We start from the raw sequence: 25,503 nt of genomic DNA on the forward strand, positions 1-25,503 counted from the left end.
GGGCGAAACCACGAGCCTAACAATTTCGCGGCGGAAGGGGGAGGACGAAAGCCATCAGAATTACATCAACGCAGGTCAGCGCCGGGACCCGCCGTGCGGTGCCCCCGGTGGGGAGCCGGTAGGGGAGCCGGCGGTGTCAGCGGGGTGTGTCAGCGGGCGGTGCACTCCACCAGCTCGGCGCTGGTCGCCCGCGCCGTCGTACGCACCTTCACGACCTGGTCGATCCGCGTACGGCCCCGCTGGTCCACGGCGACATCCACCCGGCCCACCTCGCCGCCGTCCTCGGAACGGGAGCGCAGCGTGCACGTGCCGGTGGCGTCCTTGTCCTTGCGCACCTCCAGGTGCACCTGGACCTCGGTGTCGGAGATGACACTGAACTTGATCACTTCGCCGCTGATCTTCTGGCCCGCGATGTAGTCGTAACCGAACCAGCCGGTCATCGCGAGCAGCCCGGCGCCCAGGACTGCGCCCACCAGTTTGAGCCTGCGGTCGGCACGCTCGTCGGCCGAGCGGCCGTAGCGCCCCTGCGGGGGCTCCTCGCGCACCGCGGCCATGATCAATCCTCTCCGGAACGGGATGCCGGAATTTTCCGTCCCCCGATTCGGTCACTATAGAAGCCGTCCAACGCGATGAATCACTGAGGATCGAGTCTTGACTGAGCAGCTGCGACTGATGGCCGTTCACGCCCACCCCGACGACGAGTCGAGCAAGGGCGCGGCAACGATGGCCAAGTATGTGTCCGAGGGGGTGGACGTGCTGGTCGTGACCTGCACGGGAGGCGAGCGCGGCTCCATCCTCAATCCGAAGCTCCAGGGCGACGCGTACATCGAGGAGAACATCCACGAGGTGCGCAAGAAGGAGATGGACGAGGCCCGCGAGATCCTGGGCGTCGAGCAGGAGTGGCTCGGCTTCGTCGACTCGGGCCTGCCCGAGGGCGACCCCCTGCCGCCGCTGCCCGAGGGGTGCTTCGCCCTGGAGGACGTGGACGTGGCCGCCGGCCGGCTGGTGAAGTCCATCCGCACCTTCCGCCCGCAGGTCATCACGACGTACGACGAGAACGGCGGGTATCCGCACCCCGACCACATCATGACCCACAAGATCTCGATGGTCGCCTTCGACGGAGCGGCCGACGCCGAGAAGTTCCCGGAGTCGCGGTTCGGGCCGGTCTGGCAGCCGCAGAAGCTCTACTACAACCAGGGCTTCAACCGTCCCCGTACGGTCGCGCTGCACGAGGCGCTGCTCGAGCGTGACCTCGAGTCCCCGTACGGCGAGTGGCTGGAGCACTGGAAGGAGTTCATGCGCGCGGAGCGCACGCTGACCACGTTCATCCCGTGCTCCGACTTCTTCGAGATCCGGGACAAGGCACTGATCGCGCACGCGACGCAGATCGACCCGGACGGCGGCTGGTTCCGCGTTCCGATGGACATACAGAAGAAGGTCTGGCCGACGGAGGAGTACGAGCTCGCGAAGTCTCTGGTCGACAGCTCCATCCCCGAGGACGACCTCTTCGCGGGCATCCGCGACAATGCCTGACATGAGCGCAAGCGCAAACCTCGCACTGACGCACCTCGTCCCCCTCGCCAAGGAGGTCGACGACAACAAGGTCACTCCAGGCGTCCTCGGCTTCATCGTCTTCGCGGCGCTGGCTGCGGGCGTGTGGTTCCTGATGAAGTCGATGAACCGCCACATGGGCAGGGTCAACTTCGAGGAGGCGCCGGACCCGTCGGGGGAGGCGTCCCCGAAGGACGGCAAGAGCGAGTCGCCCGCCGCGGCGAGGGGCTAGTACGGCCCTCGGCCGTGTCCTCAATCGCCGGACGGGCTGACATTGTCAGCCCCGCCGGCGATTGAGGCGCGGGGTTCGGGGCGGGCTACTTCGTCGCGGCCACCGGCACCCCCATCACCTCCCGCGCATGCCGGTTCGGCACCATCCCCAGGTGCCACGCCTGCCAGCCGTCCTCCAGGTGCACGCCCCGCTCCAGCATCACCGCCAGCGCCTCCGCGCAGTCCTCCAGCTTGCCGTCGCGCGACGGGTGCGACGTCCCCATCAGCTCGGCCAGCTCCTGCTGAGCCACCACCGTGCCGACCTCGCTGCCGCCCGGTGAGGCGTACGGCAGCAGCGTGCAGCGCAGGAAGCGCGACCAGTCCGCCCCGCGGTGATCCTCGTACGAGGTGAACAGAGCCGTCGCCTCGTCGCACAGGGCCAGCGCCTGCGCCGGGCGGTTGTTGCCCCCGTCGATCAGCGCCAGCTCCAGGCAGGTCCAGGCCTCGCCATGAGCCACCCCGATGCGGTGGAAGTCCGCACGGGCATCCACCAGGAGCTGACGGGCGAAGCCGGAATTGCGGAGGTTGCCGGTCTGGGCCGCCCGCTGGTCCCTGGTCACCCGCCCCGAGTGGTGGCGGGCGCAGGCCAGGCCGTACACATCGCGCATCCGCGAGAACATCGTGCGGGCCCGCTCCAGCTCCCGTACCGCCTGATCGCGGTCGCCGTGCTCCTCCAGTGCCTGGCCCAGGTAGTACAGCGTCCACGCCTCCCCGCGCGCGTCCTCGTTGTCGCGATGGCGGGCCAGCGCCTCGCGCAGCTGGTCCACCGCCGGAGCCGGGTCGCCGTCCACCAGGCGGGCCCGCGCCAGCTGGGTCAGCGCCCAGGCCTCCCCGCGGCCGTCCCGGGTGCGGCCGTACGAATCCAGAGCCGTACGCAGCTCCTCCTCCGCACGCGGCACATCACCCATCCGCAGACACACCTGCCCCAGCTGGAAGTGCGTCCACGCCTCACCGTGCAGCGACTCGCCCTCCCGGTGCAGCCGCAGCGCCGTCGCCAGCAGCTCAAGCGCCAGATTGATGTTCGAACGGTCGCGTTCCACCGCCGCCAGCGCGTGCAGCGACCATGCCCGGTCCTCGGCCTGCTCCTGTGAGGACTGCAGCTCGATCGCCTCGTTGAGCTTCGCCGCCGCCTCCGTCAGATTGCCCTGGTGGTGCAGGGTGATCCCGAGCGAGCAGAGCGCCAGCGCCGCACCCGCGTCGTTCTGCGCCTCGCGGTACAGGCCGACGACCGAGGACAGCGTCGTACGGGCCTTGTCCAGCTCGCCGAGCTGGCGGGCCGCGATGCCGGTACGCCACCGGACGGAACGCTCCAGCAGGCCCTGGTCCACCGCCTGCGACAGCTCGCTGATCTCGCCGAGCCGGTACAGATCACCGCGCAGCAGGCAGTAGTCGCACAGCGCGCCCAGCAGATTCAGCACAGCCTGCTGGTTCACACCCTCCGCATACCGCAGCGCCGAGGTGATGAAGCTCGACTCGTCGTCCAGCCAGCGCAGCGCCGCGTCCAGCGACGAGAAGCCGTGCGCCCCGAACTGGCCCGCCCGCGTGGACATTTTGCCGTCCACCATGCGGATCACGGCGCCGGCCAGATCCGCGTAGTTCTGGATCAGGCGCTCCTGCGCCGCCGTACGCTCCGCCGCCTCCTCCTCGTCCATCAGCCGGGCCCGGGCGAAGGACCGCACGGCATCGTGCAGCCGGTAACGGCTCGCCCGCACATGGTCGATCAGGCCCGCCCGCGCAAGCCCCGTCAGCAGCCGCTGCGACTCCTGCTCGTCCGTCGCCAGCAGCGCCGCCGCCGCGGCCGCGCCCAGGGACGCCCGCCCGGCCAGCGCGAGCCTGCGCAGCAGCCGCCGCGCCTGCTCGGACTGATCGGTGTAGCGCAGCCACAGCGCCCGCTCCACCGGATCCACCGGACCGTACGCACCCAGATCCGCCGCCAGCTGATGCGCGGTACGCGGACCGAGCGACGAACCCGCCATCCGCAGCGCCAACGGCAGCCCGCCGCACAACTCCCGTATCTCATCCGCCGATTGGGCGTCGTACGGACCGGCCGGGGAATCTTCCGCCGACGCCCGCAGCAACTCCTCCGCACCCGCCGGATCCAGCGGCTCCACCGGCAGCTGATGCACCCACGCCGGAATGTCCGCCGGCAGATCGAGCCGCGTACGCGACGTCACCAGCACCAGACTGTCCGAACGCTCCGGCACCAGCGTCCGCACCTGCGCCGCATCACTCGCGTCATCCAGCACCACCGTCACCGGCAGCCCCGTCAGATGCTGGTGGTAGAGCTCGCCCAGCCGCCGGTCCTGCTGCTCGGCCGACGACCGCTCCCGGAACAGCAACTGCTCACGCGGCGCACCCAGCCGGTTCAGCAGATGCAGCAGCGCATCGCGCGTCGAGAGCGGACGCCCGCTGTCGCCCCCCAGATCCACGACGCACGCACCCCGGAACTGGTCCTTCAGCTGATGCGAGGCCCGCACCGCGAGCGTCGTACGCCCCGAACCCGCGGCGCCGTACAGCACCACCACCGTCGGCTTCGTCTCCGTCGACGCCCGCGCGGCATGCACCCACTGCGCGATCTGCGTCATCTCCTCCCGACGACCCGTGAACGGCCCTGCCGGCTCCGGCAGATGACCGAACGACTGCTCGAGCACCGATCTGCGCCGCGCCGCCGCACTCCGGTCCCCGCCCCGCAGCTGCGGAGCCACCGTCGCCTTCTTCGCCGTACGCGCGGTGGAGACCAGCATCCGCTGCTGATCCAGGAACGGGCGGATACCCCGCACCTCCAGCGCCGTCAGCCACTGCAACCGCAGCTGCTCAGCCCCGCCGGGCTGACCCAGCGCACCGGCCCTGCGTTGCGCGGCCGGCCAGTGCGACGCCGTCACCTTGGCAACCGTGGTCGCGGCCCCGGCAACGGCCACCACGGCCCCGGCACCCAGCGCGGTGCCCGTCGCCGTACCCAGCGCCATATCGGCACCGATCGCGGCGGCCGCCGCAACGGCCGTCACCAGCACGGGCGTTGAGATGTTCCGCCGACTGAAGCGCTCACCCAGGGACGGCTGCCCGGCCTCCGCCTCCACCAGCGCCTGTTCGTACGCGGCGTACTCCTCGCCGGCATTCGCCGCCATGACCTCAAGCCCGGCCCGCGCGCGCGCCAGCAGCGCTCCCGAGTCGGACCGTCCGCCCGAACGCCGTACCTCTTCCTCGACGGCGCGTACCAACAGCCGCTCGGCTTCAGCCCGATGGCTGTCCCGCATGTGCGTCCCCCTCCGAGAGCTCCGGTTTCGTCTCTGATCCAGTTCTGCTTCCGGTTCCGTTCCGGCGACAAGTGTCCTGCGTACGGCGCGTCAGCGCGAGAGAGTCCGACGATCAAGTAGCCGAGACCGCTTCCGCGTTGAGGCTTCCCCGTGGCATCCCCGGTGCACGGAGTGTCCTGAGCAGATCTCGCTCGTTCTTGTGAATGTCGGACGAAATGCCGAAGAGGGCAGAGAGGCGACGACGCAGCCGTTGTGTGCCGCCGCGAGCCCGGACGTGGGCGGACCGCATTGCGGTAGCCGATCCTGCGGTCCGATGGCCGGGTCATGGGGTGGATCAGGCGCCGTCAGGCAGGATGAAGGCATGCCGAACCGACTGGCCCATGAAACCTCCCCCTATCTCCTGCAGCACGCCGACAACCCGGTCGACTGGTGGCCCTGGTCGTCCGAAGCCTTCGAGGAGGCACGTCAGCGCGGGGTTCCGGTTCTGCTCAGTGTTGGGTACAGCAGTTGCCATTGGTGTCATGTTCTGGCACGTGAAAGTTTCGAAGATGAACAAACTGCCGCCTATATGAACGAGCACTTCGTCAACATCAAGGTCGACCGCGAGGAGCGGCCCGACGTCGATGCCGTCTACATGGAAGCCGTGCAGGCCGCCACCGGTCAGGGTGGCTGGCCCATGACCGTCTTCCTCACCGCGGACGGCGAGCCCTTCTACTTCGGTACCTACTTCCCGCCCGAGCCCCGGCACGGCATGGCCTCCTTCCGCCAGGTCCTCGAAGGCGTCACGTCCGCCTGGGCCGAGCGGCGGGACGAGGTGGGTGAGGTTGCGGGGAAGATCGTCCGGGATCTGGCCTCGCGGTCGCTCGCGTACGGCGGGGAGGGCGTGCCCGGTGAGGAGGAGCTGGCGCAGGCGTTGCTCGGGCTGACGCGGGAGTACGACGAGCGGCACGGCGGGTTCGGTGGGGCGCCGAAGTTTCCGCCGTCGATGGTGGTCGAGTTTCTGCTGCGGCACTACGCCCGTACGGGGGCCGAGGGTGCGTTGCAGATGGCCGCCGACACCTGTGAGGCGATGGCGCGCGGCGGGATGTACGACCAGCTCGGGGGTGGGTTCGCCCGGTATTCGGTGGACCGGGCGTGGGTGGTGCCGCACTTCGAGAAGATGCTTTATGACAATGCATTGCTCTGTAGGACTTTCGCGCATCTGTGGCGGGCCACGGGCTCCGAGCTGGCGCGGCGGGTGGCCCTGGAGACCGCGGACTTCATGGTGCGGGAGTTGCGTACGGCGGAGGGCGGGTTCGCCTCGGCGCTCGACGCGGACAGCGACGACGGCACGGGGAAGCACGTAGAGGGCGCGTTCTACGCATGGACGCCGGAGCAGTTGCGCGAGGTGCTGGGGGAGGCGGACGGGCAGCGGGCCGTCGAGTGCTTCGGGGTGACGGAGGAGGGGACCTTCGAGGAGGGCGCCTCGGTTCTTCAACTCCCTGCGGGCGAGGCGGAGCCGGGGATCCGGGAGCGGCTGCTGGCGGCGCGGGCCGAGCGGGCGCGACCCGGGCGGGACGACAAGGTGGTTGCCGCGTGGAACGGGCTGGCGATCGCCGCGCTGGCCGAGGTCGGGGCGTTCTTCGATCGGCCGGATCTGATCGAGCGGGCGACGGAGGCGGCCGATCTGCTGGTGCGGCTGCACATGGACAGCGGGGCGCGGCTGGCCCGTACGTCCAAGGGCGGTCAAGTCGGGGCGAACTCCGGGGTGCTGGAGGACTACGCGGATGTCGCGGAGGGCTTCCTGGCGCTGGCGGCGGTGAGCGGCGAGGGTGTGTGGCTGGATTTCGCGGGGTTCCTGCTGGACATCGTCATCGACCAGTTCGTGGGTGAGGGCGGGGCGTTGTACGACACGGCTCATGACGCGGAGCGGTTGATCCGCCGGCCGCAGGATCCGACGGACAGTGCGACGCCGTCCGGCTGGACGGCCGCGGCCGGTGCGCTGCTCTCGTATGCAGCCCACACCGGCTCGGAGGCGCATCGAACGGCCGCGGAGGGTGCGCTGGGTGTGGTGAAGGCGCTCGGGCCGCGTGCGCCGCGGTTCATCGGCTGGGGGCTGGCGGTCGCCGAGGCGCTGCTGGACGGGCCGCGTGAGGTTGCGGTGGTTGGGCCGCAGGGCGACGCGGAAATGCGGGAGTTGCACCGTACGGCCCTGCTGGCACCGGCTCCGGGCGCGGTGGTGGCGGTGGGTGAGCCGGACGGGGAGGAGTTTCCGTTGCTGCGGGACCGGCCGCTGGTGGGCGGTCGGCCGGCGGCGTACGTCTGCCGGAATTTCACCTGCGACGCTCCTGTCACGGACGCGTCGGCACTTGCCCGGAAACTCACCAACTGACCACGGAACATCAGTCTTTATCCGGCGAGCACCGGAGTTTAATCTTCCGCCGATAAGTTCCTCGGAACGAGAAGTGATCGTTCGTGCGCACTGGGGAGTGTTGCGCGGCGGTTGAACAGATGCGTTACCCGGCCAGGGGGTCCTGCTGCCGGGGCGCAGGTCCAAGGGGGGACCTTCCGGTGCTCATATCGGTGTTCATTGTTGCCATTTCCGTGGCGCTGTTCTGGATGGCGGCGTTCACGCTGTGGTGGCAGATGCATGCCTGGCGTACGCCCGAGATACTCGCGGCGACCCGGTTCGACCGGCCCGACGGCGCCGTCGGGCTCTCTTTCTCCCTGCTGCTGCCGGCGCGGCACGAGCAGGCCGTGCTGGAGCACACGATCGAGCGGCTGCTCGAGTCGAGCCACTCCAACTTCGAGATCATCGTGATCGTCGGCCATGACGATCCGGAGACCGCGGCGGTCGCCGGGCATTCGGCCGCCCGTGACCCGGTCCGGGTGCGGGTGATCACCGACACCCACGAGGTGAAGAACAAGCCGAAGGCCCTCAACACCGCGCTGCCGCACTGCCGCGGCGACATCGTGGGCGTCTTCGACGCCGAGGACCAGGTGCATCCGGAGCTGCTCGCGCATGTCGATCACGCCTTCACCTCCACCGGTGCGGATGTCGTTCAGGGCGGTGTGCAGCTGATCAATTTCCACTCCAGCTGGTACAGCCTGCGCAACTGCCTGGAGTACTTCTTCTGGTTCCGCTCGCGCCTCCACCTGCACGCGCAGAAAGGTTTCATCCCGCTCGGCGGCAACACCGTCTTCGTCCGTACGCAGGTGCTGCGCGACGCCGACGGATGGGACCCGAACTGCCTTGCCGAGGACTGTGACCTGGGCGTACGCCTCTCGTCCGTCGGCAAGAAGGTCGTCGTCGCGTACGACAGCGACATGGTCACCCGCGAGGAGACCCCCGGCACCCTGATGAGCCTGCTCAAGCAGCGCACCCGCTGGAACCAGGGCTTCCTGCAGGTCTACCGCAAGAAGGACTGGAAGCAGCTCCCGGGCCGCGGGCAGCGGATGCTCGCCCGCTACACCCTGATGACGCCGTTCCTGCAGGCGTTCTCCGGCGTGATCATCCCGGTCAACGCCGCCATCGCCCTCTTCCTCGACGTCCCCGTCGGGATCGCCATCGTGACCTTCCTGCCGCTGATCACAGCGATGGTCACGTTCGTCTTCGAGATCGTCGGACTGCACGACTTCGGCAAGCAGTACGGCCTTCGCGTCCGCCTCGTCCACTACCTCAAGCTCATCGCCGGCGGCCCCTTCTACCAGGTCCTCCTGGCCGGCGCCGCGATGCGCGCCGTCTGGCGGGAGCAGCGGGGACGCAATGAGTGGGAGCTGACCAGTCATGTCGGCGCGCATCTCACCGAGACCCGAGAGGACGCCCACCGGTGACCACCACTCTGCCCCCGGCTCCCGACACCTCCATCACACTGCCCGCCGCCGGGCAGACCCGGCCGGCGGCGCCCGTGCATGTACGGCCCGTCGTACGGTTTCGCAGCTCGCGCCCCGATCTGCTGCTCTGCTTCGGGCTGTTGGCCGCGATCCTGCTCGTCCAGGGCTGGAACATCACGCACTTCCCGACGCTCAGCGACGACGAGGGCACGTATCTCGCGCAGGCCTGGGCGGTCCAGCAGGGCGACGGGCTCGCGCACTACACGTACTGGTACGACCATCCGCCGCTCGGCTGGATACAGATAGCCGCGCTCACCTGGCTGCCGTCGCTGATCGCGCCGGAGACGATGACGGTGGCGTCGATGCGTTTCGCGATGCTGCTGGTCAGCGCGGCGTGCGCGGTGCTCCTCTATGTACTGGCGCGCAGGCTGTTCCTGCCGCGCTGGGCGGCCGCGCTTGCCATGCTGCTGTTCGGCCTCTCGCCGCTCTCCGTGGTTCTGCAGCGTGAGATCTTCCTGGACAACATCGCGGTGATGTGGATGCTGCTGGCGTTCTGCCTGGCCGCGTCGCCCAGCCGCCATCTGTGGCACCACTTCGCCGCGGGTCTCGCTGCCGCGACCTCTGTGCTCACCAAGGAGACGATGCTGGTGGTGCTGCCCGCACTGCTGGTGACGATGTGGCGGCACAGCCATCGCGACACCCGTAAGTACGCGGTGACGGGCGCGATCACCGCCTGTGCGCTGATCGGCCTGGGGTATCCGCTGTACGCGCTGCTCAACAATGAACTCTTCCCCGGGCCCGGACATGTGTCGCTGATCGACGGCATCACGTACCAGATGGGCCGCGCGGGCTCCGGCTCGATCTTCGACGCGAGCTCCGGTTCGCACGGCGTCTTCCAGTCCTGGCTGTACTACGACTGGGTGCTGCCGCTCGGCGGACTGGCGGGAGCGGCGCTGCTGCTGCTCACCCTGCGCTGGTCGGTCACCGCGCGGGCGCTGGCCGGACCCGCCCTGGTGGTGGCGATCCTGGCGCTCGTCGCGATGCGGCCCTCGGGGTACCTCCCGGCGATGTACGTGATCCAAGCGCTGCCGTTCCTGGCGATTGTGCTGGCGGGGGGCGCGGCGAGTGTTGCTCACGCGATCCTGCGGCGTGAAGGTACGCCCTTCGGGCGTGTCCTCAAACGCCGGACGGGCTCGATGGTGCCCCCGGTGGTTCGCCACGGCGTGGCCGGGCTGCTCGCCGTGGCCGCCGCCGCGTACGTCGTGCCGCACTGGTACACAGGCAACCGCGACGCCCTCACCGTCGACGCCAACGCCCCCTACCGTGCTGCCGCTTCCTGGATGCAGAACGAGGTCACCGACCCCGCGTCCACCCGCGTGCTCGTCGACGACGCGCTCTGGCTCGACCTCGTCCACGACGGGTACAAGCCCGGTACCGGCGCCATCTGGTTCTACAAGGCCGACCTCGACCCCGCCGTGACGAAGACGATGCCGCGCGGCTGGCGGGACCTCGACTACGTCGTGTCGTCCCCGACCGTCCGCCGCGACGCCGTCGATCTGCCGAACGTCAAGGCGGCACTGGAGCATTCGAAGCCGGTCGCCGTATTCGGCGACGGCGAGGACCGGATCGAGATCCGCCGGATCGCTGGAGGCGACCGATGACCACACCCCGTACGGGCGCCGAGGAACTCGGCGACCCGGAACTGAGCGCTGCCTCGCTCGCCGAGCCCGGCGCCGTCACCGTCATCATCCCGACCTTCAACGAGTCCGGAAATGTGCGGGAGTTGCTGCACCGGCTCACCGAGTCGGTGCCGTCCCGGCTGCCCTGCGAGGTCGTCTTCGTCGACGACTCCACGGACGACACCCCTGAGGTGATCCGCAGCGCGGCGCAGGACTGCCCGTTCCCGGTGACCGTCCTGCATCGCGAGACCCCCACGGGAGGTCTGGGCGGCGCGGTGGTGGAGGGCATCAAGTCCGCGGGCTCCGACTGGATCGTCGTCATGGACGCCGATCTGCAGCATCCGCCCGCGCTCGTACCCGAGTTGGTGGCGTCGGGGGAGCGGTCGGGCGCCGATCTCGTCGTGGCCAGCCGCTATGTACGGGGCGGCAGCCGCGAGGGCCTGGCGGGCGGATACCGGATCGCCGTCTCGCGCGGAGCGACCTGGCTGACCAAGGCGCTCTTCCCGCGCAGGCTGCGCGGCATCAGCGACCCGATGAGCGGCTTCTTCGCGATCCGCCGCAGTGTGGTGACCGCCGATGTGCTCAAGCCGCTCGGCTACAAGATCCTGCTGGAGCTGGCGGTGCGCTGCCGGCCCGAGAGGGTCGCCGAGGTGCCGTTCGTCTTCCAGGAGCGATTCGCCGGGGAGTCCAAGTCGACGGCGAAGGAGGGGATGCGCTTCCTGGGGCATCTCGTCGCGCTGCGTACGGCTTCCCCGGCCGCGCGGATGCTGGCGTTCGGGCTGATCGGGCTCACCGGCTTCGTACCGAACCTGATCGGGCTGCATCTGCTGACGGCCGGCGGAATGCACTATCTGCCGGCCGAGATCGTGGCCAATCAGTTCGGGGTGGTGTGGAACTTCCTCCTGATCGAGGTGCTGCTGTTCCGGGACCGGCGCGGACACCGGCACTGGGCGGACCGCGTCGGGCGGTTCGCGCTGCTCGCCAACGCCGATCTGCTGCTGCGTATCCCGCTGATCGCGCTGTTCGTGGGCTGGCTGGAGATGGCGGTGCTGCCCGCGACGACGCTCGCCCTGCTGATGACGTTCGTGCTGCGGTTCGCGGCGACGGAGGCGCTGGTGTATCTGCCGCGGCAGCGGAGCCGTTCGGAAAGGACCGCGTGATGCCCGGCCCGGCTACGAGACGTCCACGCCGCGGACTCCGCGGACGCAGACGCGCGCTGCTCGCCGTCGCCGCGCTGACCGGCGGGCTGCTGCTGTCGGCCCCGCAGCCCGCGGCCGCCGGCGTCAACCTGATCACCAACCCCGGCTTCGAGACCGCGGGTCCGGCCGGCGAGGACATGCCCGCCTGCTGGAAGAAGTCCGGCTGGGGCGACAACGACTTCGCCTTCGAGACCGTGGCCGACGCGCACTCCGGTTCCACGGCGATGAAGGTCTCGCTCACCCGCCGGGTGGACGGCGACCGCAAGGCGCTGATCACCGAGAACGCGACCTGCGCGCCCACGGTGAAGCCGGACAGCCAGTACGACCTCTCCCTCTGGTACAAGAGCACCACGCCCGACACGTCCATCACGCTCTTCCGGCACGACACCACGGCCGGCTGGCAGTACTGGACGGACCTCAAGACCCTTCCGATGAGCGGCAGTTACGAGCGCGCCGAGGTCCGTACGCCCGCCGTGCCGCCCGGCACCGACCGCATCAGCTGGGGTGTTTCGGTGTACGGCACGGGCTCGGTCACCACCGACGACTACATCATGGAGGAGGTGTCCGCGCCCGCCCCCGAGCCCGAGTGCACGGCGACGCCGGAGGAGTGCGCGAAGGGCCGCTGGGAGGTCCTGCCGGTGCAGAACCCGGTGCGCTCCATGCACTCCGTGGTCCTCCACAACGGCAAGGTGCTCGTCATCGCCGGCTCCGGCAACGACGAGGCGCTGTTCGAGGCGGGCACCTTCACCTCCGCGATCTACGACCCGGCGACCGGTGCGTGGCGCACCGTCCCCACGCCCGTCGACATGTTCTGCGCCGGCCATGTGCAGCTCCAGGACGGCAAGGTCCTGGTGATGAGCGGCAACAAGGGCTATCCGTCCGCCGACGGCAGCATCGGCTACCAGGGGCTGAAGGACTCGTACATCTTCGACCCGGCCACCGAGTCGTACGCGAAGACGAACGACATGAACGGCGGTCACTGGTATCCGTCGGCGACGATCCTCGGCAATGGCGATGTCATCTCCTTCGGCGGTCTGAAGGAGGACTCGACGGGCAATGTCACGGCCGAGAAGTTCTCCGCGGCCCAGAACAAGTGGCTGCCGATGAACGAGGTCAACCAGACCTGGTCGTACTGGGGTCTGTATCCGTCGATGATCCTGATGCAGGACGGCCGGCTCTTCTACTCGGGCAGCCATGTCTTCGGCAACGGCACGCAGGGCAGCGGCGCTTCGATCTACGACTACACGGCGAACACGATCACCGATGTGCCCGGTCTGCAGAACAAGGACCAGCGTGACGAGTCGGCGAGCGTGCTGCTGCCGCCGGCGCAGGACCAGCGGGTACTGACGATGGGCGGCGGCAACAACGAGACCAACCCGGCCGCGAACCGCCTGACCGACATCATCGACCTCAAGGACCCCAACCCGGTGTACACGCACGGTCCGCTGCTGCCGCAGGGGCAGGTCGACCAGGGTCAGGGCAAGCGTCCGCAGACGGGCGCGGAGGGCAAGATGTTCGTCTCCGCGGTGCTGCTGCCCGACGGGAAGGTTCTGGAGACGGGCGGCGGTCTGCACGACCGGGCGGACCCGGTGTACGAGGCGTCGTTCTTCGACCCGGTCACCAACACGTACGAGGAGGGCCTGGCGACGGACCCGGTCCCGCGTACGTACCACTCGTCGTCCTTCCTGCTGCCGGACGGGCGGGTGATGTCGGTGGGCGACAACCCGGGCAACGGGACGTACAACCACAATGTGTCGCTCTACACCCCGCCGTATCTGCTCAAGGGCGCCCGGCCGAAGATCACTTCGGTGATCGACGGGCAGTGGACGTACGGGGACACGCAGCGGATCACGGTCGACCGGCCGATCGCCAAGGCGGAGTTGATCCGCCCGGCGGCGGTGACGCACTCGTCCGACCCGAACCAGCGGTTCGTGGATCTGCCGATGACGGTCGACGGCAACAGCATCGACCTCAATGTCACCAGCAACCCGAACATGGCGCCGCCCGGCTGGTACATGCTCTTCGCCGTCGACGCGAACGGGATCCCGTCGGTGGCCGAGTGGGTGCATCTCGGGGGCCCGGCGGCGATGGCGGCGGATGCGCCTTCGGCGCATGTCCACGATTTCGCGGACGCGCCGGCGAAGGCGCCGAAGAAGGCCCTGAAGAAGCGGAGTTCGGCACCGGTGAGCCCGACGGTGTCGGGGTGCGACCGGCACTACGGGGCGGCGGGGGTGTGTGTCCCGACGGTGTTCCCGAAGGCGGTGAAGGCGACGACGGCGGCGCGGTGCGGGTGGCTTTCGGCGCATGACTACGGACGCCTGAAGGTCAACGGCAAGGACGACCCGTTGAGGCTCGACCCGAACAGGGACGGGGTGGCGTGCGGCAGGGGGGACGTGGCGAGGTAGCGGGGTCTGGGGCCGAGTAAGGGGCGCGGGGACGCGTGTCCCCGTACAGAGTCAGGCGTGCCGGTAGGCGACCAGCGAGATGCCCACGTAGTGCACGATGAACGCCGCCAGCGTGAGCGAGTGGAAGACCTCGTGGAAGCCGAACCACCGCGGTGACGGATTCGGGCGCTTGATTCCGTAGATCACGCCGCCCGCGCTGTAGAGCAGCCCGCCGACGATCACGCACACGAGCACGGCGATCCCGCCCGCGCGCATGAAGTCGGGCAGGAAGAAGACGGCAGCCCAGCCCATCGCGATGTAGCACGGGGTGTAGAGCCAGCGCGGGGCGCCGACCCAGAAGACCCGGAAGGCGATCCCCGCCAGAGCTGCCGCCCAGACCGCCCACAGCAGCGTCCGCCCGGTGGAATCGGGGAGGAGGAGCATCGTCAGCGGGGTGTAGGTGCCCGCGATGATCAGAAAGATGTTGGCGTGATCGAGCCGGCGCAGTACGGCCTCGCCGCGCGGGCCCCAGGTCCCCCGGTGGTAGATCGCGCTCACGCCGAAGAGCAGGCACGCCGTCAGGACATAGATCGCGCAGGCGACTCTGGCCCGAGTGGAGTCGGCGAACGTGATGAGGACCAGCCCCGCGATCAGGGCGGCAGGGAACATCCCTGCATGCAGCCAGCCGCGCAGCCTTGGTTTCACCGGGGTGGGATCTATGTCGGTCACTTCGGGCGCGGCAGAGGTCATGGAGTGGATGTTACCTACGGAACCGTAGGTAACGGATGCATCCCGCCGGCCTCCCTTCGGTCGCGCCCGAGCGCGCCTCGAGTTGCGCGTTCCGGATTTCGAGTGGTGATGCTCACGTGAGACGTCCTCTGGACATATGCGCACACTGCACCGATGATCAGATGAGTGCGGTCGGCACCGGATGAGCGCCAGGAAGAGCAAGGACCGAAGCATCCGGGTCGCAGCCCCCACGGGGCAACAACCAACAGACCCCTCACTTAGGAGCGATCGTGGCGCGCGACATCGCGGCTCCCGGCACCGTCCCCACCAACCACCAGGACCTCATCTCCTGGGTCGACGAGATCGCAGCAATCACGGAGCCGGACAGCGTCGTCTGGTGTGACGGATCCGAAGCGGAGTACGAGCGCCTGTGCGGGGAGCTCGTCGCCAAGGGCACGTTCAGGAAACTGGACCCGATCAAGCGCCCGAACTCGTACTACGCCGCGTCCGACCCGAGCGATGTCGCCCGCGTCGAGGACCGAACCTTCATCTGCTCCGAGAAGGAGGAGGACGCGGGCCCCACGAACCACTGGAAGGCCCCCGCGGAGATGAAGGCCATCTTCGCCGGCGAGAAGGGCATCTTCCGCGGCTCGATGCGCGGCCGGACGATGTACGTCGTCCCGTTCTGCATGGGTCCGCTGGGCTCCGACCTCTCCGCGATCGGCGTCGAGATCACCGACTCCGCCTACGTCGCGGTCTCCATGCGGACGATGACGCGCATGGGACAGCCCGTCCTCGACGAGCTCGGCTCCGACGGCTTCTTCGTCAAGGCCGTCCACACCCTCGGTGCGCCCCTCGCCGAAGGTCAGCAGGACGTCCCTTGGCCCTGCAACTCCACCAAGTACATCTCGCACTTCCCGGAGACCCGCGAGATCTGGTCGTACGGCTCCGGCTACGGCGGCAACGCCCTGCTCGGCAAGAAGTGCTACGCCCTGCGCATCGCGTCCGTCATGGCGCGCGACGAGGGCTGGCTCGCCGAGCACATGCTGATCCTCAAGCTCACCCCGCCGCAGGGCGGGTCGAAGTACGTCGCCGCCGCCTTCCCGTCCGCCTGCGGCAAGACCAACCTCGCCATGCTGGAGCCCACGATCTCCGGCTGGACCGTGGAGACCATAGGCGACGACATCGCCTGGATGCGCTTCGGCGAGGACGGCCGGCTGTACGCGATCAACCCGGAGGCCGGATTCTTCGGCGTCGCGCCCGGCACCGGTGAGCACACCAACGCCAACGCCATGAAGACCATGTGGGGCAACTCGGTCTTCACCAACGTCGCGCTCACCGACGACAACGACGTGTGGTGGGAGGGCATGACCGAGGAGCTGCCCGCGCACCTCACGGACTGGAAGGGCAACGACTGGACGCCGGAGTCCGGCACCCCGGCCGCCCACCCCAACGCCCGCTTCACCGTGCCGGCCGGGCAGTGCCCGATCATCGCGCCGGAGTGGGAGGACCCGAAGGGCGTGCCGATCTCGGCGATCCTCTTCGGCGGCCGCCGCGCCACCGCCGTACCGCTGGTGACCGAGTCCTTCGACTGGAACCACGGCGTCTTCCTCGGCGCGAACGTCGCGTCCGAGAAGACCGCCGCGGCCGAGGGCAAGGTCGGCGAGCTGCGCCGCGACCCGTTCGCCATGCTGCCGTTCTGCGGCTACAACATGGGCGACTACATGGGTCACTGGGTCAAGGTCGGCTCCGACAAGGACCAGGCCAAGCTCCCGAAGATCTACTACGTCAACTGGTTCCGCAAGAACGACGCGGGCAAGTTCGTGTGGCCGGGCTTCGGTGAGAACAGCCGCGTCCTGAAGTGGATCGTCGAGCGCCTCGAAGGCAAGGCCGAGGGCGTCGAGACCCCCATCGGCATCCTGCCGACGCGCGACGCGCTCGACACGAACGGCCTCGAACTGGCCGACGAGGACCTCGATTTCCTGCTCAAGGTCGACAACGAGGTCTGGCGCGAGGAGGCGGCGCTGATCCCCGAGCACCTGAACACCTTCGGCGACCACGCGCCGAAGGAGCTGTGGGACGAGTACCGCGCGCTCGTCAAGCGCCTGGGCTGATCCCACCCAAGAACGTCGCGGCGGGCCAGTCCGACGTCCGCCCTGACCTGTGGGGTCACACAGGTCCGCCGCGTCCCCGGCCCCGGAGCCCCCTCACGGCTCCGGGGCCGGACCCTTTTCCGCAACGGAATTCGGGATGAGGAATGTGGCACCCGGTCCGCGCGCCTCCGCGGCCCGCGAACCGGGGCCGTCAGTGGGCGCCGACCAGACGCAGTTCGGTCAGGGCGGCGGTGTGCGCGTCCATCCGCTCGGCGGAGAGGATCGCGGCTGCGGTGTCGGCGCGGGACGCCGCGACGACGAGGGCGCGGCCCGCGAGGGCGTGCGCGCGGTGGTGCAGGGCCGCGGGGGCGGCGCCGGACAGGCCCGCGTGACGCGCGGGCGGGGCGCCGCGCAGGCGGGCGACCTCGTCGGCGATGCGCTCGGCGGCCGCGTCGAGACCGAGCTCGTCGGTGACGGCGAGGAGCGCGGAGAGATGACCGGCGAGCTGGATGTCCAGCTCCTCCTCGCGGCTGCGGTGCGGGTACTCGGCATCGTCGGCCATCGAGTGGAGTGACCTGGTGCGGATCGGCTCGTACATGGGGGATGGCCTCCTGCTCACTGTCAGGAGACCATCCTAGCTTGGATTCAGTCTAAAGTTGAGTCCGGTCGTGATTCTTCACTCAAGAAGCGATCAAGGCTGGCTGTAGCCGTCCAGGAACGTCCCGATCCGGGTCACCGCGTCGGCCAGATCCTTCACCGCCGGCAGCGTCACGATCCGGAAGTGATCGGGCTCCGGCCAGTTGAAGCCCGTACCCTGCACGACCATGATCTTCTCGGCCCGCAGCAGGTCGAGCACCATCTGCCGGTCGTCCTTGACCTTGTAGACCTTGGGATCGAGCCGCGGGAAGAGATACAGGGCGCCCTTCGGCTTGACGCAGCTCACGCCCGGGATCCGGGTGAGCAGGTCGTATGCGACGTCCCGCTGCTCGAGAATCCTGCCGCCCGGCAGCACCAGGTCCTCGATCGACTGCCGGCCGCCGAGTGCGGTGGCCACCGCGTGCTGCGAGGGCATGTTCGCGCACAGGCGCATATTGGCGAGGATGGTCAGGCCCTCGATGTACGAGGAGGCGTGCGCCGTCGGGCCGCAGACCGCCATCCAGCCGGAGCGGTAGCCGGCCACCCGGTAGTTCTTGGAGAGCCCGTTGAAGGTGAGGACCATCAGGTCCGGCGCGATCGCGGCGGTCGGCGTGTGCGTGGCGCCGTCGTAGAGGATCTTGTCGTAGATCTCGTCGGAGCAGACGACCAGGTTGTGCCGGCGGGCGATCTCGGTGAGGCCGCGCAGCATCTCGTCGTCGTACACCGCGCCGGTGGGGTTGTTCGGGTTGATGATCACGATCGCCTTCGTGCGGTCGGTGATCTTCCGCTGGATGTCGGCGAGGTCCGGCATCCAGTCGGCCTGCTCGTCGCATCGGTAGTGCACGGCGGTGCCGCCCGCGAGCGATACGGACGCGGTCCACAGCGGATAGTCCGGCGCCGGTACGAGCACCTCGTCGCCGTCGTCGAGCAGCGCCTGCATCGACATCTGGATCAGCTCGGATACACCGTTGCCGAGATAGATGTCCTCGACGCCCAGGTCGATGCCCTTGGTCTGGTAGTGCTGCATCACCGCGCGCCGCGCGGACAGCAGCCCCTTGGCATCGCCATAGCCGTGCGCGTCGCCGAGATTGCGGAGGATGTCCTCGAGAATCTCGGGCGGGCATTCGAAGCCGAAGGCGGCGGGGTTGCCGGTGTTGAGCTTGAGGATGCGATGACCTGCTGCCTCAAGCCGCATCGCCTCCTCGAGGACCGGGCCCCGGATTTCGTAACAGACGTTTGCGAGCTTCGTCGACTGGATCACCTGCATGCCGGTGAGCTTACGGGCGTGTATCGCTGATCGCTCTGTGTTTTGGGCGACGGGGACGTGGCGAGAATGTCCGCTTTTGGTGCATCGGCCGGTGAGAGCGGCTCCCGCCCTTCGAAAGGGGCGGCCCCAAGCGCCGGACACCTGCGGTTTACCTCGGCCGGACCGGAGCGAAGCGAGCGGGTGTTGCACTCGTCACCTTCGCCGGAGCCGATGGCACGGCCGGTCTGATGGGCCTCACCGGCGACGCGAGCCCCTGGCGGCGTCGGGTAACGGGCCGGAGCACTGGCGTACGGGCCGGGCATCGGTCCCAGCCCCGTGACCGCCCACGCCGGCATCACGCCGGCGCCCCGAGAGGCGCCGGCGCTGATCCCCCGTCCCCGTTAGCTTAATGCGCGCATCGGCGCGTTAAGTTGGATGGGACACTAGTCGGACACACACTGTCGACGCAACAGGGCCATGACTGAACGACAGCCTCACGGCTCGGCCCGTCCCGGCGGGCGGACAGCCCGCACTCGCGCGGCCGTACTGGCCGCCGCCTTCGACGAGCTCGACGCACACGGGTTCGGCGCGCTCACCATGGACGGACTCGCCCAGCGCTCCGGGGTCCACGTCTCGACAATCCGCCGCCGCTGGCGCACGGTCGAAGGCGTCATCGGCGACCTGCTCGCCCAGCAGGGCACGACCATTCCGATCCCCGGCACCGGCGACTTCCGGCAGGACCTGCATGCCCTGGCCGAGGCGATCGCGCGCTTCTACGCGAGCCCGCGCAACCGCAGTCTCATCGAAGGAATCGTCGCGGCAGCCGCCCACGACCCGCTCGTCGGACCGATCGTCCGGGACGTCTTCGCCGCCCGTGTCCAGCACGTCACCCAGCTCGTCCACCGCGCGATCGACCGCGGCGAACTCCCCCCGGACACCGACGCCACCGACGTCATCGCCGCACTGGGCGCCCCCTTCTACTACCGGCTCCTCATCACCCGCCAACCCATCGACGACCGCCTCACCCACGCGGCCGCCGAAGCCGCCTACCACGCCGCGCGAGCCGGAACCTTCTCCAGGCCGAGCCCGCGCTGAGTCCCCTCGGGCCGGCCGGGATGGCATGCGTTCACCCCAGGTATCCATGCAGAAACGCCGAGTGGCATCACAAGCCGGCGGGATTCGTCAGCTACGGGATCAACGGCGGGAGCCGCGCCGCCGAGCAACTGCGCCAGGTGGCGGGCGAGTTGAAGATCGCCGAGGTACACAGGCAGGTCGAGCTGGGGATGTTCACCGACTTCCGCTTCACCGACCCCACGGACCCGGCCGACCCGGGCGTGTGCGAGCCGGCCGAGCACCATGAGCCGGCCCTGCACGAGATGCTGAACGAGATCATCGCCTGGTCCGGCGCCCTCGCGCCGCTGCGCGCGGCCGCATGACGGCGCGGGACGGCGGCCGGGGCGGTACGCACCCGTGCCGTTGCCGCCCCGGCCGTCACCGCTCGATCAGGACTCTTCGCATTCCTTCCATGCGAGCCGATAGATGGTGTTTATCTCACCGTCCGTCGAGTCCATCGTCATGAAACTGGTCGTCTTCTTCGGGTCCGATGTGCCTGCGCCGACGCGCACTTCAGTGTTGATGTTGAAATTGCGCTTCACTCCGCACGGCGCCCATACCAGTTGACCCCATTCCGTGGAGTCGGTCGCCTGCCAGTTGTCGTCCAGCGGGCCGCGGAACGGATGATTTCTGGACGCCGTGTCCGGCGAGCCCTGGAAGTAGTACGACGCTTTCTGCGTCGCCGTGGCGCCGTTCACCAGGCTGGCGTAGCCGCGGTAGTCGGCGCTGGCGATCGCGTAGGTGAATCCCTGCGGGACATGCACGACGAGATTGAGCTGGCAGTTCTTCCGGAAGTCGGTCGGCCCGGCGCCCACGCCCACCTTGGCGAGGTATTCGCTGTAGGTCACCGTGAAGGCCGTATTGTCCTCGGACACCGCCACGGCGGCGGTTCCCTGGCGACACCCTGATCCATTGACTGTCGCGATGTCGATCGTGATTTTGTCCGGGGGCGCAATGCTGGACGCGGACGCGTTCTGGCCGGCGAGCAGCGAAGCGACAAAAGCCGCTGTCGCGCCACCCGCTATAAGTGCACGGGACATGCTTCTCCCATCGGGGAATGTGAGGGGTTCATCCGGCGGCAGGTCCATTCAGCGGCATGGACATGTCAACTCTTCAAGTATTCGTGCGCGCTTCCCGAAGAGCCGGATCGGGGGAATCGTAAGCTCCGGAGCAGGTGCTGGATAGGGTTGTTATCAGCCGCGTGAAGGCGGTGTGAAGGAGCGTCGGGTCGCCCGCAGCGCGGGCGGCGGCCCGTCACGAACCGGCGATCCACCCGCTCGCGGACCGCGTCGCAGGGCCAGGGCGGACAGGCGTACACACCATGGGACTTGTGAGCGAATAGAAAGACAGCCCGCCCAAGAACCCCGTCATTCACCAGGGTTCGCGGCATCGGCCTCGGGTGAACCGCCCTTCCGATGCGTACGTTCGGGTGGTCTGTACGCCCTAAGTCCCTGACAACGGGTGACGTCATAACGGTCACCTCGTAACTTTGGTGACAATGACGGAGGTTCGGATTCCGGTCTCGTCGGCAGCGCTCTCGGGCCTCATGCCGGCCACCTGACATCAGCCGGATCCGTCCTCTTCCACACCGACTCCATGAGATGTGACCAAGTGAAACGTAGGCGATTGTGGACAGGGCTCTCCGCAACGGCCGTGGTTGGCGCTGGGGTAGCAGTCTGGGCGTTTCTGCCCCAGCCGGCCGCCACCTCGGAATCCGAGGCCAAATCAGCGGCCCGTGCCGTCTCGGAGGCGCAGGCGCTTCTGCACGCGGGCCTTATGCAGTCGCGGTACCAGGACTACTCCGGGGCGGCCAAAACCTTCAAGCGGGTGGTGGACCTGGATCCGGCCAACAAACTCGCCTGGTACAACCTGGGTGTCATCGCGCAGCGGGACGGCAGGACGGCTGATGCCCGCACGGCTTATGACAAGGCGTTGAAGATCGATCCGTCTTTCGACTCTGCCCTCTTCAACGAGGCGGTAATGCTCGAGTCGAGCGAGCCCGACCGCGCCATCGGGCTCCTGAAGCGAGTCGTTGCCGGCAACTCGAAGGCCTCCACGGCCTACCTGCACCTCGGGCAGGCCCTGGCGAAGGAAGGCCGCGACGACGAGGCCCAAGACGCATTCCGTCGTGCCGTTACGGCCGACCCCAAGCTGCACCCTCTCGTACCGGAACCGTTCCAGGATTCCGCAAGCCCATCACCGTCAACGAGCCAAGCGGGTACTACCAGATGACGTCGACTGCGACACCGAGGTTCTCCGTCTTCACTCCCAGCCACCGGCCGCGTTTCCTCGATGAGTGCCTGGCCACCCTGCAGGCACAGACCTGTTCGGACTGGGAGTGGATCGTCCTGCTCAACAACGGTGCCCGGTGGCGGCCGGAGCAGCCCGATGAGCGTGTCCGTGTGGAGGTCGCGGACGAAGTCCACGGCGTCGGGGCCGCCAAACGCAGGGCCTGTGAACTGGCACGGGGGGAGATCCTCGTGGAACTCGACCACGACGATCTCCTGGCGAAGGCGTGCCTGGCGGAGCTCGCCAAGGCATTCGACGCCAACCCCGACGCCGTTTTCGTCTACAGCAACACCGCGCAGATCACCGAGGACGGGGAGCGGGACGAGAGCCGCTTCAACAAGGCGCACGGCTGGCAGTACGAGGATGTGCGCGTCGACGGCCGCCGGCTGCTGCAAGCACTGTCCATGTCTCCGACGCCGCACAACGTCTCGTACATCTGGTACGCGCCCAACCACGTGCGGGCGTTCCGTAAGGACGTCTACGAGAAAGTCGGCGGATACGACGCCACCCGTACGGTCCTGGACGACCAGGACCTGATGTGCCGTCTCTTCCAGGCCGGCGACTTCCACCACATCCCTCGCTGCCTGTACCTCCAGAGGATCCACCCCGCGAACACGCAGCGCGATCCGGAGATCAACTCACACATCCAGCGTGAGACGGTCGCCCTGTACGACAAGTACATCGAGGCCAACGCCCTGGCCTGGAGCCAGCGCCGCGGACTGCTCGCGCTGGACCTGGGCGCAGCCCACCGGAAGCCGCCCGGCTACCTGGGCGTGGACCAGTATCAGGGAGAGGGCGTCGACATCGTCGCGACCCTGCCCGGGAAGCTGGACCTGCCCGACGGCTCCGTCGGCCTGCTGAGGGCGGTGGACTTCCTCGAGCACGTGCCCGCGAAGGTGCCGCTGATCAACGAGCTGTACCGGCTTCTGGCGCCCGGGGGCATGCTCCTCTCCATGACACCCAGCGCCGACGGCCGCGGCGCGTACCAGGATCCGACGCACGTCGCCTTCTACAACGAGAACTCCTTCTGGTACTACACGGACAACCAGTACCGGACCTTCGTGCCCGAGATCCAGGCCCGGTTCCAGAATTCACGGCTGGTCACCTACTACCCGACCGACTGGCACTCCAAGAACAACATCTCCTATGTGGTGGCGAACCTCATCGCGGTGAAGGAGGGCGCCTCCCGCTGCGGCGGACCGCTGCTGGTCTAGGTCGTGTCCGACACGGCCCAGGGCCGGACAGGGCCTGGGACAGGTCCGGCACGCAAGGCGCCCGGCGGGGCTGTCAGCTCCCGCCGGGCGCCTCCTTGTCGGGCGCGTCAGCTGCTCGACCGCGCCGCAGCGGCCAGGGCGGCGAAGGCGGGCGTGTCCAGCGCTGCGGTCAGTTGGGCGTCCCACCGGGGGAGGGGCACGAGCCCGGTACGTGGCCAGCTGCTGTGGCCGAGTACGCCGAATGCCGGGCGGGCAGCGGGGCGCGGAAATGCCACCGAGCCGACCGGGCGGATCCGCTCGGGATCGAGGCCGCTCAGACGGAAGGTCTCCCGGGCCAGGCCGTACCACGTGGTGTGGCCGCCCGCCGTGCCGTGGTAGATGCCTGCCGGTGCCCGGCCGGCCAGTGCGGCACGGCCGAGGACGGCCAGCTGCCCGGCGAGTGCACGGGACCAGGTTGGCTGGCCGTGCTGGTCGGCCACCACATCCAGCATCTCGCGCTGGGCGGCCAGCCGGAGCATGGTGGCCACGAAGTTGGAGCCGTGCGCACCGTAGAGCCAGGCGGTGCGCACGATGCAGCCGGTGCGCGGCAGCAGCTCGGCGACTGCTCGCTCCCCCGCCAGCTTGCCTCGCCCGTACGCGTTGACGGGACTGGTCGGCGCGTCTTCGGGGTACGGCTGACGGGCATCCCCCGGGAACACGTAGTCGGTGGAGATGTGCAGCAGGACAGCGCCGCTGTCCGCGCAGGCGCGCGCCAGATGCCGGACGCCTGTGCCGTTCACGGCTGTGGCCGCCGCCTCGGCCTGCTCGGCGCCGTCGACGTCCGTCCAGGCGGCGCAGTTGACGACCACGCGGTGACCGTCGACGGCCGTGCGCACGGCCGTCGGGTCGGTGATGTCGAGCTGGTCACGGCTCAGCCCTGTCACCGCGGCCTCCGGATCGGCACCGAGCTCTGCCAGCACATCGCGGCCGAGAAGCCCGCGTGCACCGGTCACCAGCCAGCTCGTGGTCATCCCAGCTCGGCCCTCGCCTTGAGTGGCTCCCACCAGGACCGGTGATCGCAGTACCAGGCGACCGTGGCGGCCAGTCCGTCGGTGAAGGTGACCTGCGGGGCGTAGCCGAGGTGCTCACGGATCTTGCTGTCGTCCAGCGAGTAGCGCAGGTCGTGGCCCTTGCGGTCGCTCACGTACTCGACCCGGTCCCAGTCCGCGCCGACCGCGTCCAGCAGCAGGCCGGTGAGCTTGTGGTTGTTCACCTCGGTCCCGCCGCCGATGTTGTAGATCTCCCCGGCCTTGCCGCCGTGCAGGGCCAGCTCGATGCCTTGGCAGTGGTCGGAGACGTGCAGCCAGTCACGGATGTTCCGGCCGTCTCCGTACAGGGGGACCGTCTTCCCGTCGATCAGGTTGGTGATGAAGAGCGGGATGACCTTCTCCGGGAACTGATGCGGCCCGTAGTTGTTGGAGCACCGGGTGACCACGACGTCCAAGCCGTGGGTGCGGTGGTAGGCGAGGGCGAGGAGGTCGGAGCCGGCCTTCGACGCGGAGTACGGGGAGTTCGGCGCAAGCGGCCACTCCTCGGTCCATGAGCCCTCGCTGATCGAGCCGTACACCTCGTCGGTGGAGACGTGAACGAAGCGGCCGACGCCGTGCCGGTGTGCCGCGTCCAGCAGCACCTGGGTCCCGGTCACATTGGTTTGGACGAACGGACCGGCACCCTCGATCGACCGGTCCACGTGCGACTCGGCCGCGAAATGCACCACCGCGTCCTGGCCCGCCATCACCTGGCCGACCACATCGGGATCGCAGATGTCGCCGCGGACAAAGCTGTAGCCCGGGTGTTCCACCACCGGTGCCAGATTGGCCTCGACCCCTGAGTAGGTGAGTTTGTCGAGAACCGTGATCCGCGCCGTCGGGTCAGAATTCAGCCGCCGGCGGACGTATTCCGAACCGATGAAGCCGGCTCCGCCGGTCACAAGGATGCGCATGATTCTCCGATGCTGTGGCTGCCCGGCGTTCAGAACCGGGCCATCTGGTCAC

Annotated in this window: 20 protein-coding genes; 12 read left to right on the top strand and 8 right to left on the bottom strand. The window is 68.7% G+C overall.

The window, feature by feature from the left end:
* Positions 1-149: 149 nt before the first annotated feature.
* Positions 150-554, bottom strand: a complete 405-nt coding sequence (locus tag SLUN_RS25270; protein WP_108151967.1) for a DUF4307 domain-containing protein — start codon at positions 552-554, stop codon at positions 150-152.
* 97 nt (positions 555-651) lie between these two features.
* Between SLUN_RS25270 and mca the strand changes: the two genes are divergently transcribed.
* Positions 652-1,533, top strand: coding sequence for a mycothiol conjugate amidase Mca (gene mca / locus SLUN_RS25275; protein WP_108151970.1), 882 nt, complete (start codon positions 652-654; stop codon positions 1,531-1,533).
* Entirely contained in the window at positions 1,526-1,783 is a 258-nt protein-coding gene (locus tag SLUN_RS25280) for a hypothetical protein (RefSeq protein WP_108151972.1), read from the top strand. The genes mca and SLUN_RS25280 overlap by 8 nt, the downstream gene beginning before the upstream one ends.
* A gap of 85 nt (positions 1,784-1,868) precedes the next feature.
* On the opposite strand, the gene SLUN_RS25285 is transcribed toward SLUN_RS25280, so the two are convergent.
* Positions 1,869-5,075: a tetratricopeptide repeat protein gene (locus SLUN_RS25285; protein ID WP_108151974.1), complete on the bottom strand. Its 3,207-nt coding sequence runs from the start codon at positions 5,073-5,075 to the stop codon at positions 1,869-1,871.
* Between the two features lie 361 nt (positions 5,076-5,436).
* Between SLUN_RS25285 and SLUN_RS25290 the strand changes: the two genes are divergently transcribed.
* The 5 genes from SLUN_RS25290 (at position 5,437) to SLUN_RS25310 (ending at position 14,171) form a co-directional block, all read left to right on the top strand.
* Positions 5,437-7,446: a thioredoxin domain-containing protein gene (locus SLUN_RS25290; protein WP_108151976.1), complete on the top strand. Its 2,010-nt coding sequence runs from the start codon at positions 5,437-5,439 to the stop codon at positions 7,444-7,446.
* Between the two features lie 179 nt (positions 7,447-7,625).
* Positions 7,626-8,888: a glycosyltransferase gene (locus SLUN_RS25295; protein WP_108151978.1), complete on the top strand. Its 1,263-nt coding sequence runs from the start codon at positions 7,626-7,628 to the stop codon at positions 8,886-8,888.
* Positions 8,885-10,549 carry an ArnT family glycosyltransferase gene (locus tag SLUN_RS25300; protein ID WP_179955302.1) on the top strand — a complete coding sequence of 555 codons (1,665 nt, stop codon included), beginning with the start codon at positions 8,885-8,887 and terminating at the stop codon, positions 10,547-10,549. Before SLUN_RS25295 ends, SLUN_RS25300 begins: the two co-directional genes overlap by 4 nt.
* Entirely contained in the window at positions 10,546-11,727 is a 1,182-nt protein-coding gene (locus SLUN_RS25305; RefSeq protein ID WP_108151980.1) for a glycosyltransferase, read from the top strand. The genes SLUN_RS25300 and SLUN_RS25305 overlap by 4 nt, the downstream gene beginning before the upstream one ends.
* A complete protein-coding gene (locus SLUN_RS25310) occupies positions 11,727-14,171 on the top strand; it encodes a galactose oxidase early set domain-containing protein (protein WP_175313260.1) in 2,445 nt (814 codons plus the stop codon). Before SLUN_RS25305 ends, SLUN_RS25310 begins: the two co-directional genes overlap by 1 nt.
* 51 nt (positions 14,172-14,222) lie before the next feature.
* Here the strand turns inward: SLUN_RS25310 and trhA are convergent, their stop codons facing one another.
* Complete coding sequence (gene trhA / locus SLUN_RS25315; RefSeq protein WP_108151982.1) at positions 14,223-14,900, bottom strand: PAQR family membrane homeostasis protein TrhA; 678 nt, start codon at positions 14,898-14,900, stop codon at positions 14,223-14,225.
* Positions 14,901-15,169: 269 nt separating this feature from the next.
* On the opposite strand from trhA, the gene SLUN_RS25320 reads away from it, so the two are divergent.
* Positions 15,170-16,993, top strand: a complete 1,824-nt coding sequence (locus SLUN_RS25320) for a phosphoenolpyruvate carboxykinase (GTP) (RefSeq protein WP_108151984.1) — start codon at positions 15,170-15,172, stop codon at positions 16,991-16,993.
* A gap of 190 nt (positions 16,994-17,183) precedes the next feature.
* Here SLUN_RS25320 and SLUN_RS25325 read toward each other — a convergent pair whose 3' ends face one another.
* Together SLUN_RS25325 and SLUN_RS25330 are read right to left on the bottom strand one after the other, a co-directional pair.
* Complete coding sequence (locus tag SLUN_RS25325) at positions 17,184-17,570, bottom strand: SCO4983 family protein (protein WP_108151986.1); 387 nt, start codon at positions 17,568-17,570, stop codon at positions 17,184-17,186.
* A 93-nt stretch (positions 17,571-17,663) separates the two neighbouring features.
* A complete protein-coding gene (locus SLUN_RS25330) occupies positions 17,664-18,875 on the bottom strand; it encodes a pyridoxal phosphate-dependent aminotransferase (protein WP_108151988.1) in 1,212 nt (403 codons plus the stop codon).
* A 456-nt stretch (positions 18,876-19,331) separates the two neighbouring features.
* Between SLUN_RS25330 and SLUN_RS25335 the strand changes: the two genes are divergently transcribed.
* A complete protein-coding gene (locus SLUN_RS25335; protein ID WP_108151990.1) occupies positions 19,332-19,949 on the top strand; it encodes a TetR/AcrR family transcriptional regulator in 618 nt (205 codons plus the stop codon).
* 20 nt (positions 19,950-19,969) lie between these two features.
* Complete coding sequence (locus SLUN_RS25340; RefSeq protein WP_108151992.1) at positions 19,970-20,290, top strand: NADPH-dependent FMN reductase; 321 nt, start codon at positions 19,970-19,972, stop codon at positions 20,288-20,290.
* A 66-nt stretch (positions 20,291-20,356) separates the two neighbouring features.
* Here the strand turns inward: SLUN_RS25340 and SLUN_RS25345 are convergent, their stop codons facing one another.
* Positions 20,357-21,007: a DUF4360 domain-containing protein gene (locus tag SLUN_RS25345; RefSeq protein WP_108151994.1), complete on the bottom strand. Its 651-nt coding sequence runs from the start codon at positions 21,005-21,007 to the stop codon at positions 20,357-20,359.
* A gap of 613 nt (positions 21,008-21,620) precedes the next feature.
* On the opposite strand from SLUN_RS25345, the gene SLUN_RS25350 reads away from it, so the two are divergent.
* Both SLUN_RS25350 and SLUN_RS25355 read left to right on the top strand, forming a co-directional pair.
* On the top strand, positions 21,621-22,199 hold the full coding sequence (locus tag SLUN_RS25350) for a tetratricopeptide repeat protein (protein ID WP_159100321.1): 579 nt from the start codon (positions 21,621-21,623) through the stop codon (positions 22,197-22,199).
* On the top strand, positions 22,196-23,470 hold the full coding sequence (locus tag SLUN_RS25355; protein WP_108151998.1) for a glycosyltransferase: 1,275 nt from the start codon (positions 22,196-22,198) through the stop codon (positions 23,468-23,470). Before SLUN_RS25350 ends, SLUN_RS25355 begins: the two co-directional genes overlap by 4 nt.
* Before the next feature lie 107 nt (positions 23,471-23,577).
* Here SLUN_RS25355 and rfbD read toward each other — a convergent pair whose 3' ends face one another.
* Together rfbD and rfbB are read right to left on the bottom strand one after the other, a co-directional pair.
* Positions 23,578-24,480 carry a dTDP-4-dehydrorhamnose reductase gene (gene rfbD / locus SLUN_RS25360; RefSeq protein ID WP_108152000.1) on the bottom strand — a complete coding sequence of 301 codons (903 nt, stop codon included), beginning with the start codon at positions 24,478-24,480 and terminating at the stop codon, positions 23,578-23,580.
* A complete protein-coding gene (rfbB, locus tag SLUN_RS25365) occupies positions 24,477-25,451 on the bottom strand; it encodes a dTDP-glucose 4,6-dehydratase (RefSeq protein ID WP_108152002.1) in 975 nt (324 codons plus the stop codon). Before rfbB ends, rfbD begins: the two co-directional genes overlap by 4 nt.
* Positions 25,452-25,503: the final 52 nt, after the last annotated feature.

Origin of the sequence: Streptomyces lunaelactis (genome assembly GCF_003054555.1) — a bacterium.
GTDB lineage: Bacteria > Actinomycetota > Actinomycetes > Streptomycetales > Streptomycetaceae > Streptomyces > Streptomyces lunaelactis.

What these genes read in the sequence shown, in the direction of transcription:
- SLUN_RS25270 (WP_108151967.1), bottom strand. Translation starts at nt 554, where the DNA reads ATGGCCGCGGTGCGCGAGGAGCCCCCGCAGGGGCGCTACGGCCGCTCG.
- SLUN_RS25280 (WP_108151972.1), top strand. Translation starts at nt 1,526, where the DNA reads ATGCCTGACATGAGCGCAAGCGCAAACCTCGCACTGACGCACCTCGTC.
- SLUN_RS25285 (WP_108151974.1), bottom strand. Translation starts at nt 5,075, where the DNA reads ATGCGGGACAGCCATCGGGCTGAAGCCGAGCGGCTGTTGGTACGCGCC.
- SLUN_RS25290 (WP_108151976.1), top strand. Translation starts at nt 5,437, where the DNA reads ATGCCGAACCGACTGGCCCATGAAACCTCCCCCTATCTCCTGCAGCAC.
- SLUN_RS25305 (WP_108151980.1), top strand. Translation starts at nt 10,546, where the DNA reads ATGACCACACCCCGTACGGGCGCCGAGGAACTCGGCGACCCGGAACTG.
- SLUN_RS25310 (WP_175313260.1), top strand. Translation starts at nt 11,727, where the DNA reads ATGCCCGGCCCGGCTACGAGACGTCCACGCCGCGGACTCCGCGGACGC.
- trhA (WP_108151982.1), bottom strand. Translation starts at nt 14,900, where the DNA reads ATGACCTCTGCCGCGCCCGAAGTGACCGACATAGATCCCACCCCGGTG.
- SLUN_RS25325 (WP_108151986.1), bottom strand. Translation starts at nt 17,570, where the DNA reads ATGTACGAGCCGATCCGCACCAGGTCACTCCACTCGATGGCCGACGAT.
- SLUN_RS25330 (WP_108151988.1), bottom strand. Translation starts at nt 18,875, where the DNA reads ATGCAGGTGATCCAGTCGACGAAGCTCGCAAACGTCTGTTACGAAATC.
- SLUN_RS25335 (WP_108151990.1), top strand. Translation starts at nt 19,332, where the DNA reads ATGACTGAACGACAGCCTCACGGCTCGGCCCGTCCCGGCGGGCGGACA.
- SLUN_RS25340 (WP_108151992.1), top strand. Translation starts at nt 19,970, where the DNA reads ATGGCATGCGTTCACCCCAGGTATCCATGCAGAAACGCCGAGTGGCAT.
- SLUN_RS25345 (WP_108151994.1), bottom strand. Translation starts at nt 21,007, where the DNA reads ATGTCCCGTGCACTTATAGCGGGTGGCGCGACAGCGGCTTTTGTCGCT.
- SLUN_RS25355 (WP_108151998.1), top strand. Translation starts at nt 22,196, where the DNA reads ATGACGTCGACTGCGACACCGAGGTTCTCCGTCTTCACTCCCAGCCAC.
- rfbD (WP_108152000.1), bottom strand. Translation starts at nt 24,480, where the DNA reads ATGACCACGAGCTGGCTGGTGACCGGTGCACGCGGGCTTCTCGGCCGC.
- rfbB (WP_108152002.1), bottom strand. Translation starts at nt 25,451, where the DNA reads ATGCGCATCCTTGTGACCGGCGGAGCCGGCTTCATCGGTTCGGAATAC.